General features: G+C 28.6%; 13 protein-coding genes. 6 read left to right on the forward strand and 7 right to left on the reverse strand.

Annotated elements, in window-relative coordinates:
* Positions 1 to 37: 37 nt before the first annotated feature.
* From ABNT65_RS04985 to ABNT65_RS05000, 4 genes are read left to right on the forward strand one after another with little or no spacing between them, the layout of a single operon-like run.
* The gene (locus ABNT65_RS04985) at positions 38 to 607 is read left to right on the forward strand and encodes an RNA polymerase sigma factor (protein WP_348739121.1); all 570 of its coding nucleotides are present in this window, start codon (positions 38 to 40) and stop codon (positions 605 to 607) included.
* A complete protein-coding gene (locus ABNT65_RS04990; protein WP_348706457.1) occupies positions 597 to 1,133 on the forward strand; it encodes a hypothetical protein in 537 nt (178 codons plus the stop codon). The genes ABNT65_RS04985 and ABNT65_RS04990 overlap by 11 nt, the downstream gene beginning before the upstream one ends.
* Positions 1,117 to 2,202: a hypothetical protein gene (locus ABNT65_RS04995; RefSeq protein ID WP_348747347.1), complete on the forward strand. Its 1,086-nt coding sequence runs from the start codon at positions 1,117 to 1,119 to the stop codon at positions 2,200 to 2,202. The genes ABNT65_RS04990 and ABNT65_RS04995 overlap by 17 nt, the downstream gene beginning before the upstream one ends.
* Positions 2,203 to 2,220: 18 nt before the next feature.
* A complete protein-coding gene (locus tag ABNT65_RS05000) occupies positions 2,221 to 2,952 on the forward strand; it encodes a head GIN domain-containing protein (RefSeq protein WP_348706453.1) in 732 nt (243 codons plus the stop codon).
* A 66-nt stretch (positions 2,953 to 3,018) separates the two neighbouring features.
* Here ABNT65_RS05000 and ABNT65_RS05005 read toward each other — a convergent pair whose 3' ends face one another.
* Positions 3,019 to 3,954: an IS3 family transposase gene (locus tag ABNT65_RS05005; RefSeq protein WP_348746520.1), complete on the reverse strand. Its 936-nt coding sequence runs from the start codon at positions 3,952 to 3,954 to the stop codon at positions 3,019 to 3,021.
* Positions 3,890 to 4,297 carry a helix-turn-helix domain-containing protein gene (locus tag ABNT65_RS05010; protein ID WP_348745824.1) on the reverse strand — a complete coding sequence of 136 codons (408 nt, stop codon included), beginning with the start codon at positions 4,295 to 4,297 and terminating at the stop codon, positions 3,890 to 3,892. The genes ABNT65_RS05005 and ABNT65_RS05010 overlap by 65 nt, the downstream gene beginning before the upstream one ends.
* 138 nt (positions 4,298 to 4,435) lie before the next feature.
* Between ABNT65_RS05010 and ABNT65_RS05015 the strand changes: the two genes are divergently transcribed.
* Complete coding sequence (locus tag ABNT65_RS05015) at positions 4,436 to 5,845, forward strand: cytochrome P450 (RefSeq protein WP_348706451.1); 1,410 nt, start codon at positions 4,436 to 4,438, stop codon at positions 5,843 to 5,845.
* Positions 5,846 to 5,933: 88 nt separating this feature from the next.
* Here the strand turns inward: ABNT65_RS05015 and ABNT65_RS05020 are convergent, their stop codons facing one another.
* The 4 genes from ABNT65_RS05020 to ABNT65_RS05035 all read right to left on the reverse strand — a co-directional run bounded on the left by ABNT65_RS05020 (position 5,934) and on the right by ABNT65_RS05035 (position 9,458).
* Positions 5,934 to 6,347, reverse strand: a complete 414-nt coding sequence (locus tag ABNT65_RS05020; protein ID WP_348747348.1) for a nuclear transport factor 2 family protein — start codon at positions 6,345 to 6,347, stop codon at positions 5,934 to 5,936.
* Positions 6,348 to 6,353: 6 nt separating this feature from the next.
* On the reverse strand, positions 6,354 to 7,790 hold the full coding sequence (locus ABNT65_RS05025; RefSeq protein ID WP_348747349.1) for a serine hydrolase: 1,437 nt from the start codon (positions 7,788 to 7,790) through the stop codon (positions 6,354 to 6,356).
* An 85-nt stretch (positions 7,791 to 7,875) separates the two neighbouring features.
* The gene (locus ABNT65_RS05030) at positions 7,876 to 8,925 is read right to left on the reverse strand and encodes a helix-turn-helix transcriptional regulator (protein WP_348747350.1); all 1,050 of its coding nucleotides are present in this window, start codon (positions 8,923 to 8,925) and stop codon (positions 7,876 to 7,878) included.
* Entirely contained in the window at positions 8,925 to 9,458 is a 534-nt protein-coding gene (locus ABNT65_RS05035; RefSeq protein ID WP_348706444.1) for a 1-acyl-sn-glycerol-3-phosphate acyltransferase, read from the reverse strand. Before ABNT65_RS05035 ends, ABNT65_RS05030 begins: the two co-directional genes overlap by 1 nt.
* Before the next feature lie 104 nt (positions 9,459 to 9,562).
* On the opposite strand from ABNT65_RS05035, the gene rmuC reads away from it, so the two are divergent.
* A complete protein-coding gene (gene rmuC, locus ABNT65_RS05040) occupies positions 9,563 to 10,939 on the forward strand; it encodes a DNA recombination protein RmuC (RefSeq protein WP_348706441.1) in 1,377 nt (458 codons plus the stop codon).
* An 85-nt stretch (positions 10,940 to 11,024) separates the two neighbouring features.
* Here the strand turns inward: rmuC and glyA are convergent, their stop codons facing one another.
* Positions 11,025 to 12,299 carry a serine hydroxymethyltransferase gene (glyA, locus tag ABNT65_RS05045; protein WP_348706439.1) on the reverse strand — a complete coding sequence of 425 codons (1,275 nt, stop codon included), beginning with the start codon at positions 12,297 to 12,299 and terminating at the stop codon, positions 11,025 to 11,027.
* Between the last annotated feature and the right edge of the window lie 146 nt (positions 12,300 to 12,445).

Genomic DNA, 12,445 nt, shown 5'->3' on the forward strand with positions numbered 1-12,445 from the left:
TAAAAAACAGTTTTGTCATTAGTATAGAAAATATTTTTTGAGAACGCAGAATTTACATATCAATCAACTAATCGAGCGCTGCAAAAAAAACGACACTAATGCACAAATGCAATTGTATAACAGCTATTATAAAGCTATGTACAATTCGGCATATCGCATATTAAAAGATGAGTTTGAAGCAGAAGACTTAATGCAAGAAGCATTTTTAACAGCTTTTACCAAACTTGATACTTTTAAAGGAGAAGTTGCTTTTGGTGCATGGCTAAAAAGAATTGTTATCAATAAAAGTTTAACGCAATTGAAAAAGAATAATCGTTATAACGAAGTAAAAATGGATGTAATTCCAAATAAAGAAGATGATGAAGAAAATATAGATTATTCAAACCTAAATGTAAAAGAAGTATTAAATGCAATACAAAGCTTAAAAGATAATTATCGTTTAGTACTTACGTTAAATTTAATTGAAGGCTATGATTATGAAGAAATAGCTCAAATACTAAAGTATACTAATGAAAATGTTAGAACTACAGTATCTAGAGCAAAAAAGAAGTTAAAACAAGTATTACTTGTTAATAATACATCTAAAACAAAGTTTTATGGCAGATAAACTACATAACTTTTTTAGTGATAATGATTTTGATATTCATGAACCACACTCAGGACATTTAGATCGTTTTCAAAGAAAACTGCAAAACTCTCAGAAAAAGAGTTCATATCCATGGAAATGGATGAGCATAGCTGCTTCAATAGTTTTAGTAGTAGGTTTTTATTTAGGCACTACTATTCAACCTACTAACAAAAAATTTAGCTTAGCAGGTATTTCACCTAACATGGCAGAAACGGAAACCTTCTTTATTTCTACAATTAAACAAGAATTAAAAGAAATTGAAAAACATAGGAATATTGAAACTGAAATGTTAATAGAACATGCACTTGACGAGATTGAAGAACTTGAAGAAAAATTCCAAGCCTTTTCTAAAGAACTTCAGAATTCTGACAACAAAAGAATTATCATTAAAAGCCTTATAAACAATTATCAACAGCGCCTAAATATTTTAGAGCAGTTACTTGTTAAATTGGAGTATCAAAAAAATCCAGCAAAATTTGAATTAAAGAATGATGAAATTATATAAAGCCCTTCTGTTACTAGTTTTTTTTACTCCTACGCTGTTAATAGCGAATAATGGAGTTAAGAAACACGAAAAAACAAAAACAATCAAAAAACAATTTAGTGTAAATAGTAAAGCTACCTTATACATTAATAATAAATATGGAAATATCAATATATCTTCTTGGAATGAGAATAGAGTTGAGATTGATGTAAAAATAACTGTTAAAGGCAGTAACTTAAGTAAAGTTGAAGATAAATTAAATGCAATAAATGTTGATTTTAATGCATCTAATGAACTTGTTGAAGCAAGAACCCGAATACAAAATACGAAATCTAACTGGTCTTGGTGGGGAGGAAATGATAATATTAATTTTAAAATTAATTACTTTATCAAAATGCCTGCAAGCAATAATGCCGATTTACACAATAAATATGGAAATATTGAAATAGATGTTTTAAATGGTAAATCTAATATTAATTGTAGTTATGGAAATATTGAAATAGACAAGCTAACTAATGCAGATAACTCTATAAATTTAGATTATTGTGGTTCATCTGATATAAACTATATAAAATCAGGTCACCTTTCTTTAGATTACTCTAAATTAAAAATCCAAAACTCTGAGAAGTTAAAAAGTAGTTCTGATTACTCTTCTTTGAAAATTGAAAAAATAGGTTCACTAAACTTTAATAGTGATTATGGTAGTGTTTCTGTAAGTAATGTTGATATCATAGAAGGGAACTCAGATTATGCAGGTGTAAAAGTTGGAACTTTGCATAAAAAACTACGAATAGATACTGATTATGGAGGTGTAAAAATATATGATATAGCTAAAGGCTTTGAAAGTATTGCCATTGAAGCTAATTATGCAGGTGTAAAACTAGGAACTAAAAGTGATAATAGCTTTAAATTTATAGTAGATCTTGGTTACGCAGGATTTAACTACCCTAATGATAAAGTTGAATTTTTCAAGAGTATCAAAAAATCATCTAAAAAGTATTACGAAGGTACTTTTGGCTCAGAAAATTCTAACGCTACAGTAAATATAAGATCAAGATACGGAGGTGTATCTCTTAAAATAACCGATTAATAACCAAAGAAAACCAAAATGAAAAAATTAAATGTACTACTAATACTTATACTAAGTATTTCTATAAATATACAAGCCCAAAGCTGGTGGAGTTCAAAAAAAGTCAGAGGAAACGGAAATGTTATAACAAAAACAAGAACTATTGACAAATTTGATAGAGTAAGTGTTGGAGGATCTTTTAATGTTGTTCTTGTACAAGGTAAAGAAGGCAAAGTAACCATTGAAGGTGAGGAAAATATTATTCCTTATCTAGAAACTTTTGTTAAAAATGACAAATTAAAAATTAAGTTTAAAGACAATACCAATATTAGAACAACTAAAAAGCTTACAGTTACTGTTGCCTTTGAGGATGTAGAAGGAATTTCTTTAGGAGGCTCTGGAAACGTAAATGTTACCAGTGAAATAAGAGGAGAAGATGTTGATTTTAACATTGGTGGTTCTGGAAATATCAGAGCTAAAGTAGCTACTGAAAACGCAAAAGCCTCTATTGGTGGTTCTGGAAATATAAAATTAGAAGGTACTACAACCAACTTTAAGGCTTCTATTGCTGGGTCTGGTAACGTAAAAGCTTATGACCTTAGAGCTGAAAACCTAAAAGCTTCAATTGCTGGATCTGGAGATGTACATATTTATGCTACCAAAAAAATAAAAGCTAGTGTAGTAGGATCTGGAAGTGTATACTACAAAGGAAATCCTAAATATATAGATACAAAATCTGTAGGATCTGGAGATGTTATAAACCGAAATTAATTTTCACATAAATTGTGACGTCCTGAATACTCGTTACAATAATTAATATATTAAAGGTAGTAATTTTTAAATTGCTACCTTTAGTTTTTTGTAGCTTTTTCTTTTGACTTTTTTTTGTTGGTGCATTTGATTAGGAGTTAACATTGAATTTGATAAATGAGGTCTTATTTGATTGTAAATATTGATTGCATTTTTAATTAACTTCTTTTTAATTTGTATAGAAACGTCGTATTTATCAATTGCAAATTCTTGTTTAAGAATCCCATTGATTCTTTCAGCTATAGCATTTTCATAAGGATCATATTTTTCAGTCATGCTAGGTTTGATATTATTGATACTTAACATTTTTTGATATTCATTAGAGCAATATTGTAACCCTCTATCTGAATGATGAATAATAGGTTCTTTATTATAATTTCTATTAGAGATTGCCATATCTAGGGCTCTTAAAGAACCTGCTACATTTAAACTATTAGAGACATCATACCCCATTATTTTTTTAGAGTAAGCATCAGTAATTAGCGCTAAATAACATGGGTTTTCTCTCTTTCCAATGTAAGTAATATCACTCACCCATACTTGTTCAGGTCTTACAAATTCTATATTTTTAAGTTGATTTACATGTTTTCTAAATCTATGATGAGAATTTGTAGTTATATGATATTTTTTTCTTGGTAGAATTAATAAATTATTAGCTTTTAATATTTTAAACAACTTATCACGACCAACACCAATTGCTTTTAATTCAGATTTTAAAAGATAAAATAATTTCCTTGTACCTATTCTCGGCATTGATATACGGATAGTATTTACTAAATCAATAACCTTTTTACTAAGCTTTTGTTTCTCTTTATATGAATGAATAGCTCTATAATATACCTGCCTATTCACCCCGAGTAAATCACAGGTAGCTGTTATGCTTTCTTTGGCTTCTTGACTATATTTTTTGATAACTCGGGTACGTGCTTTTTCTGATTGGAATATTAAATTCTTCTTCAGCAATATCAATCATCATATCAAAAATGATGACTTTTTTATCAGCAAGCTCTGCTAAATATTCAGCACGTGCTTTTTGCTTTTCTAAAAGCTTGACTTGTTGCTCTAATTCTAAAATACGCTGTTCAGGTGTTTTTGACATGGTTTGATTTATACTAAAATCGTAATCAAATTTACCATATTTTTTTAACCAAGTACGAATCGTAGATCTTGCTTGAATACCATATTTATCAATCGCTTGAGTTCTGGTTAATAATCCTTGCTCAATCTCTTGAACAACTTGTAGTTTAAAGGACAAACTATAATCCTTTTGGGTTCGCTTTACATAATCTGATTTCCTAGAATCCATAAAATAACTTTTAGTTGTAACGCTATTTTAGGACGGGACAAATATAACCTTAATAAAACCGATTAATTTTTTAATCGGTTTTTGTTTTTTCTTTCAAAGTTAGAGTTAACTTTACACTCCTAACAAACAACTAAACTAATGACTACTTCTACTATTAATTTAGATGATTTAAAATCTCCTAAAGGATCGTTTTTACTAGGAAATTTAAAAGATTTTAAAAAGAAAAATAAACATCGAATTTTGGAAGATTGGGCTAAAGAATATGGAGAATTATTTACTATTAAGCTTGGTCCTAAAAAAATATTGGTTTCAGCTAACCACGAAGTAAACACAGCTATTTTAAAACAAAGACCTACTAAATTTAGACGCCTTTCAAAAATTAATGAAATCTTTGTTGAAATGGGGTTCCATACTGTTTTTAATGCAGAAGGTGATAATTGGAGGAAACAAAGGAAACCAGTAGCTGAAGCTCTAAACGTTAAAAATGTAAAAGGCTACTACCCTATTATCAAAGAAAAAACGACCAACTTGTTAACTAAAATAGATGGTTATACTTCTACAGAAGATAATATAGAAATTTTAAATGATTTTATTGCCTTTACCATAGACGTAACTACAGAGATTGCATTTGGATATAAATTAAATACAATTAACAATAAAGAAAATAGCTTTCAGAATCACTTAGAGCTCATCTTTCCATTAATTAATGAACGAATTACTGCTCCAATTCCATTTTGGCGAATTTTCCCAAATAAAAAGGATAAGCAACTAAAAAAATCACTCGATGCTATTGAGATCATTGTTAATGATTTTATTAAAGAAGCTAAAGGTCGTTTACAGAATAACCCAGCACTCCAAGAAGAACCTTCTAATTTTTTAGAAGCACTATTAGTTGAAAGCAAAAAAGAAGGAAGCGTGTTTGATGAAAAAACACTATACGGTAATGTTATCGCAATGCTTTTAGCTGGAGAAGATACAACTTCAAACACCTTAGCTTGGACTTTATATTATTTAGCCCAAAATCCTGAAATGGTAAAAAAAATAAGAGAAGAATCTATTCAAATTTACAAAACCAATTCAGTTCCAGAAAATTACAATCAGGTAAATCAACTTACATATACAAATGCAGTAATTCAAGAAGTAATCCGATTAAAACCAACAACTCCAATGTTGTATTTTCAAGCTAATGAAGATATTACGTTAAATAATGTATTTATCCCCAAGGATACTGCGGTTATTACTCAAAATAGTTATGCTAGTATGCATGATGATAATTTTTCTAACCCCAATAAATTTGACCCTAAAAGATGGGTAAAGTCGGAATGCCCCTATAAAAATCATGAAGCTAAAGCTATTAAAGCTTTTGGCGGTGGCGCTAGATTATGTCCAGGAATGCATTTATCTATTATTGAAATGACAACCGCAATTTCTAGTATTTGCAAACAATATGATATTTTTCTTAAAGTAAACCCATACGAAGTGGAAGAAAATTTTGCCTTTACTGTTTACCCTGAAAATTTAAAAGTTCAATTTAAAAAAGTCCATTAAAATCTTTAATAAAACTCCATAACTTATATATGGAGTTTATTTTGAAAATATCTTCAAGCATAAAGATTGCTTAGGTATTGACTTTCTATTAAAGTTTTCTGTAGGTAAATGATTTATGAATTATTTTCCATTCATTTTTAACTTTCAATAGAAGTAGATAATCCGTATACACTCGCTTATAATCTGGCATCTTGATCTCTAATTTTGCCATAGCAGCGTTATTCTCTATATCAACTGATATTATTTTTCCAATTCTATTACTCTTCTTTCCTTTTTTAATATTCTTAATGTAATTTTTTCCTTCCCAAACTTGTAACTCTCCATTCTTTACATGATATAATTTTAAATCTTTATGAAAGGCGTTGGTTACAATTTCAGGCATGCCATTAGCTGTACCCTCCATATAATCATTGATAGTAGACTTTACCTTCTCTAACTCAGTTTGTGCTATTACAGCACAATAAAACGTTAATAAAATACTTGTTAAAACTATTTTTTTCATTCTAAATTATTTAATTGTTTTTATTCTTAACTCTTGAATTCTTTTCTCTATATTATTTTTCACTCTCTCATCTTTACCTTCATTTATTTCCAATGCTTTTTGATAGTTATAAATAGCTTTTTCTAAATCTCCTTGTATTGAATATCCTTCTGCTAAAGAATCAAAAGTATTTAAAGATTTAGGGAAGATTTTTGTATTCATTATAAAGACTTCAATTGCTTTCTCTATTCTAGGATGGATTGCATGAATAAAACTATACCCTATTTCATTCAATATTTTCTCAATAGGTAACTCCTTATTATTATTTATTAAAGTATTTATTTTTTTATTGTCACTTTTATTGAAAGCTATCTCCAATTCTTCACTCAACCAACTTTCTTTTACTTTTAAGCTATTATCAACCAAACTAAGCATATTATTTGCTACCCGTTCGATATATGGGTCATAACGATAACCATTAGATAAAAGAATTATCGTCAAATTTTTAACAGGTATTTTCTTTATTATAGAGACTCCTCCACCAGTAAATCCTATTGTTTTAAATTTATTAATTGCCCCCAACATCCAACCATATGAAAAGAAAGAGCTACCATTAGTATATAAAAACGGATTTAGCATTTGTTCTTTATAACCAGTTTTTAATATTGAATTGGTATCAAATTGAGTGCTCCAGTTTATAAAATTATCTAGAGTAATACTTAAGCTTCCAGCACTTAACAAATAATCTGGTAAATAAAAATCAAATATTTTAGGTTCATACTTTTCATCTGGATAATATTCCGTAACTCTGTTAGGTACAACATCTAAAATATCACCAGAAAATGAAATTCCTTTTTTTACACCCTTAAATTGATTTTTAATAATGAAATCTTCAATACGTTCATTGGTAATTTTTTCTAGTAATTGCTGTAGAATCCAAAAGTTGGTTCTATTATATGCATATCTATTTCCTGCTTTAAATAAAATAGGAGCTTTAAAAAGTTGGTCTTTAGCTTCTTTTTCCGACAAATTTCTATGAACTTTCATTACTGGTAAGCCAGAAGAATGTGATAATAAATGTTTAACTTGTATCGCTTTCCAGTTCTCAGGAAATTTGTTAAAATACTTCCCTATAGGTTCTTCTAGTTTTATCTTGCCCTCTTGAATTAATTGAAATATAGCAGTGGAAACAATGATTTTTGTTAATGAATGAACTTTAAAAAGTGTTTTTTTTGAAACTGGTACGTTATATTCAAAATTTGAAATACCATAAAATGATTTATGAATTATTTCATCATTTTTTACAATAGCCAATGCCATTCCAGGTATTTCAAATTCTTTCATTACCTTATTAACATAACTATCAATTTTATTACTGATACTTATTTCTTCTGGAGTTGTTTTAGTAACACAACTATTAAGAAATAATATCAATATACTTAACTTAAAAACCAATTTTTGCATCAATTTCCATTTTATATTTTGCTCCAACAAAAGAAATGGTATTCTTAAAAAAAAGGTTTATAAATTATAATTTAGAAGTACTATTTTATAAATCAGAACTTCTAAAATGCTGTTTTTTATAGGCAGAAGGCGTATTACCTACTAATTTTTTAAAAGTAGTAAAAAAAGTAGATTTAGAATTAAAACCACATTCATAACCAATATGCTCAGTTGTATAATTAGTTGAAGTTCTTAACATTTTTTTAGCTGCTTCAATTCTGTATTCATTAATGAATGTAGAAAAACTTTTCCCTTTATTATCATTTAAAAATTGAGATAAATAATGTGGTAAAACATGTAATTCTTTAGCCACATCTGCTAATTTTAAATTTGAGTTCTTGTACAGCTCTTTTTCTAAAACTAATTTTTCTAGTTTTTTATTAAATATTTCAGCTTCATCATTCTGTATTCTTTTATCAGCATACTTTACTTGTTCTTCATAAAAAATAGGGTTGTGTTTCTTTTTAAAAATCCAAAACAGAACTATTAAAATAAATACAAACGTAAACGTTGAAGCACCTACAATATAAGATACATAAGTTCCAAATTTATAAGCTAACCAAATAGCTAATACTCCTAAAAAAACAGTCACTATCCAAACATCAATAGGTTTACTATTCTTAGTATCTAGAAATAGTTTTTTTAAAATACCTTTTATATAAAAGGTTGTTATAATAATATAAATTCCCCATAGAATATTTATAATATTTATAATATACCTTTTCCATAAAAACCTATGTTCAGAATAAGGATATAATATTCCTAAAGCGATGACTATAATAGATACAGGAATTACATGTAACCACCATAATTGCTTTTTACCTTTTAATATTGTTTTTATATAAAGAAATAAAAACGGACCAATTAATACACAGGCAGACAAGCCTATTTGAATAAAAACTACCGTTAAATCTGGATTAAAATAAAATAAAACCGATTTTAAGACTCGTATACTAATTACTAATAAAAGAGCAGATAGAAAATAATTAGAATACTGACTTTTTTTAGAAGAAAATAAAAAATATAGACCTAAAAACAAACTATTAAAAGCTCCAAAAGCACTAAAAAGAAATAATAACTGTTGCTTTAACTCCATTAAAATAACTCTGGATTTGCTCCTTTTACATCTTTATAAAAATCATAAAACACTTTAAAATCAGCTTCTATATCATCTGTTGGATAATAAGGTTCTGATACCGCCATTTGTTTTCTACCAAAATCTAATGTAAACATTATAATAGGAATATTTGCACCCTTAGCAATGTAATAAAAACCTGTTTTCCATTTTTCTACTTTTTGTCTAGTTCCTTCAGGAGATAAAGCCAATCTAAACTCATCATGCTTATTAAAAACATCAATAATAGCTTGTACTTTATTTGAGTTGGTTGTTCTATCAACTGGAGCGCCACCTAACCATCTAAAAATAAAACCAAAAGGAGGTTTAAACAATGACTTTTTCCCTATAAAATTAATTTTAATTCCAAAAGAGTTTCTTGCTAAAATAGCTATTGGAAAATCTTTCCAACTGGTGTGAGGAGCACCTATTGCAATGTATTTTTTTATATCTCTAGGGAAATCACCAACCAACTTCCATCCTAAAATTTTAGTATAAATAAATTTAGATATCATTTCTTAATAAAATAAACACCAATGATACGGTTTTCAATAAAAATAACAAATATTTTTAGCATAACTTCTACTATATTTGCATACTTTATAACTAGACAGTCTAAATGAACACTACTCTTTTACTAATTATTACTACTTTATCGGGGTTAATTTTAGGAATTATTATTGGAAATTTATTAGGTAAATTGGCTTTAAAAAAAGCTACAGAAAGCCTAGATAAAGACAATGCTAAACTAAGTAATACTATTGCTAATTTAGAAACTCAAAAAATAGAAAAAGAACATTCTTATAAGCAACAAAAAGAAGATTTTAAACTTAGGTTAGATGAAAAAGTAAAAGAAAATAGTGAGCTAAGACGGGAAAAAGAATTCTCTGCTATTGAATTGGCGCGCAAAAATGAAGAATTAAAAAACTTACAACTCAAATTAAACGAAAATAAAGAAGAAGTTGAAAAACTTCAAGATAAGTTTACTAAAGAGTTTGAAAATTTAGCAAATAAAATATTAGACGAAAAGTCTAATAAATTTACTGAGCAAAACAAAGAGAACTTAAAAAATATTCTAAATCCTCTTCAAGAGAAAATACAAACCTTTGAAAAGAAAGTAGAAGATACACAAAAAGAAAGTATTTCTATGCATTCTGCTTTAAAAGAACAATTACTTGGTTTGAAAGAGTTAAATGCTCAGATGAGTAAGGAAACAGTAAATCTAACCAAAGCTTTAAAAGGAGATAGTAAAACACAAGGAAATTGGGGAGAGTTAGTCTTAGAACGTGTATTAGAAAAATCTGGATTGGAAAAAGACCGAGAATATTTTGTACAACAATCATTTGTTAATGAAGAAGGCAAACGTATTATGCCAGATGTAGTAATACATTTACCTGACAACAAAAAGATGATTGTTGATTCTAAAGTATCTCTTACAGCTTATGAAAAATATGTGAATACAGATGAGGAAGTAGAAAAAGAACGTTGGGTAAAAGAGCATTTAAACTCTTTAAAGCGTCACGTAGAACAACTTTCCGAAAAGAAATATGAGGATATTTATAAAATTGAATCACCAGACTTTGTATTATTATTTGTCCCTATTGAGCCTGCTTTTGCTGTAGCTTTAAATGAAGATAATACGCTTTATAATAAAGCTTTTGAAAAAAATATTGTCATTGTTACTCCTACTACTCTATTAGCCACTTTACGTACTATTGATACCATGTGGAATAATGAAAAACAACAACGAAATGCTATTGAGATAGCAAGGCAAGCCGGTGCTTTGTATGATAAGTTTGAAGGTTTATTGAAAGATTTAATAAACATAGGTAAAAAGATAGATGCTACTAAATCTGATTATAGTGCCGCAATGAATAAATTGGTAGAAGGCAGAGGAAATTTAATTACTAGTGTAGAAAAATTAAAGAAAATGGGCGCAAAAGCTAAAAAAGCACTTCCTGAAAAAATTATAGAAAGAGCTGGTGAAAATGATTAAAAACAGTTCAAATATATTTAACCTAAAAAACCAGAGACCTGATAATCAAATCTCTGGTTTTTAAATTTATATATGTATGTAATTTTTACATCACGAATAATCTTCGGTGGCTCATCAAATCATATACTTTCTCTCCTACTGCTTCTAATTTTTCATCATTATCAGCATTAATAATTGCTTCATCAATTAAATCTACTATTGCCACCATATCCTCTTCACCTAATCCTCGAGTAGTTATAGCTGCAGTTCCAATACGGATCCCAGAAGTAACAAATGGTGATTGCGTATCAAAAGGTACCATATTCTTATTTACAGTTATTTCTGCTTTACCTAAAGCTATTTCTGCATCTTTTCCAGTAATATCTTTATTTCGTAAATCAATCAACATCATATGATTATCTGTTCCTTTAGAAATGATATCATACCCCTTTTCAACAAATGCCGCTGCCATAGCTTTAGCATTTTCACGTACTTGAATTTGGTATTCTAAAAACTCATCTGTTAAAGCCTCTCCAAATGCAACAGCTTTTGCAGCAATAACATGCTCTAATGGTCCACCTTGGTTTCCTGGAAACACAGTTCCATTTAATATGGTAGACATTTTTTTAGGCTTACCACTTTTAAGCTTTAATCCAAATGGGTTTTCAAAATCTTTCCCCATCATGATCAATCCACCTCTTGGTCCACGTAATGTCTTGTGAGTAGTTGTAGTAACAATATGACAATGTGGTAATGGATCAGATAATATTCCTTTAGCAATTAAACCTGCAGGATGTGAAATATCAGCCATTAAGATTGCTCCAACACTATCTGCTATTTCTCTAAACTTTTTAAAGTCAATATCCCTAGAATAAGCTGAAGCTCCTGCAATAATTAATTTAGGTTTATGTTCTTTTGCTTGAGCCTCTAGGTGATTATAATCAATATAACCTGTTTCTTTATCTACTCCATAAAAAACAGGATTGTATAATTTTCCTGAAAAATTTACTGGAGACCCATGAGTTAAATGCCCTCCATGAGACAAATCAAAACCTAAAATAGTATCTCCTGGCTTTAAACAAGCTGCAAAAACAGCTGTATTAGCTTGACTACCTGAATGTGGCTGTACATTTACATATTCTGCTCCAAATAGTTCCTTTGCCCTATCTATAGCTATTTGTTCTACTATATCTACTACTTCACATCCTCCATAATACCTTTTACCAGGGTATCCTTCTGCATATTTATTGGTTAAAACCGATCCTTGTGCTTCCATTACTTGTTCACTTACAAAGTTTTCAGAAGCTATTAACTCTAAACCATTTAACTGACGCTTTTTTTCATCAGCTATAAGGTCAAAAATTTGATGATCTTTTTGCATTCTTATGTGTTGTTAAATTTTGCTGCCAAATGTAATCATTTTATCAATAAATGCTGAATTCAACAAAAGTAATTTCACACTTTTATGCAGATTCGTTAATTATTGATACTATATTAATCATATCTATGATTATTTTTTACAAAATT

It is taken from the genome of Tenacibaculum sp. 190524A02b, assembly GCF_964036645.1.
GTDB classification, from domain to species: Bacteria; Bacteroidota; Bacteroidia; order Flavobacteriales; family Flavobacteriaceae; genus Polaribacter; species Polaribacter vairaonense.

Excerpts from the sequence above, each read along its gene's own strand:
- ABNT65_RS05015 (WP_348706451.1), top strand. The coding sequence starts at position 4,436 with ATGACTACTTCTACTATTAATTTAGATGATTTAAAATCTCCTAAAGGA.
- ABNT65_RS05020 (WP_348747348.1), bottom strand. The coding sequence starts at position 6,347 with ATGAAAAAAATAGTTTTAACAAGTATTTTATTAACGTTTTATTGTGCT.
- ABNT65_RS05010 (WP_348745824.1), bottom strand. The coding sequence starts at position 4,297 with ATGGATTCTAGGAAATCAGATTATGTAAAGCGAACCCAAAAGGATTAT.
- ABNT65_RS05000 (WP_348706453.1), top strand. The coding sequence starts at position 2,221 with ATGAAAAAATTAAATGTACTACTAATACTTATACTAAGTATTTCTATA.
- glyA (WP_348706439.1), bottom strand. The coding sequence starts at position 12,299 with ATGCAAAAAGATCATCAAATTTTTGACCTTATAGCTGATGAAAAAAAG.
- ABNT65_RS04995 (WP_348747347.1), top strand. The coding sequence starts at position 1,117 with ATGATGAAATTATATAAAGCCCTTCTGTTACTAGTTTTTTTTACTCCT.
- ABNT65_RS05035 (WP_348706444.1), bottom strand. The coding sequence starts at position 9,458 with ATGATATCTAAATTTATTTATACTAAAATTTTAGGATGGAAGTTGGTT.
- ABNT65_RS05025 (WP_348747349.1), bottom strand. The coding sequence starts at position 7,790 with ATGCAAAAATTGGTTTTTAAGTTAAGTATATTGATATTATTTCTTAAT.
- ABNT65_RS05030 (WP_348747350.1), bottom strand. The coding sequence starts at position 8,925 with ATGGAGTTAAAGCAACAGTTATTATTTCTTTTTAGTGCTTTTGGAGCT.
- ABNT65_RS04990 (WP_348706457.1), top strand. The coding sequence starts at position 597 with ATGGCAGATAAACTACATAACTTTTTTAGTGATAATGATTTTGATATT.
- rmuC (WP_348706441.1), top strand. The coding sequence starts at position 9,563 with ATGAACACTACTCTTTTACTAATTATTACTACTTTATCGGGGTTAATT.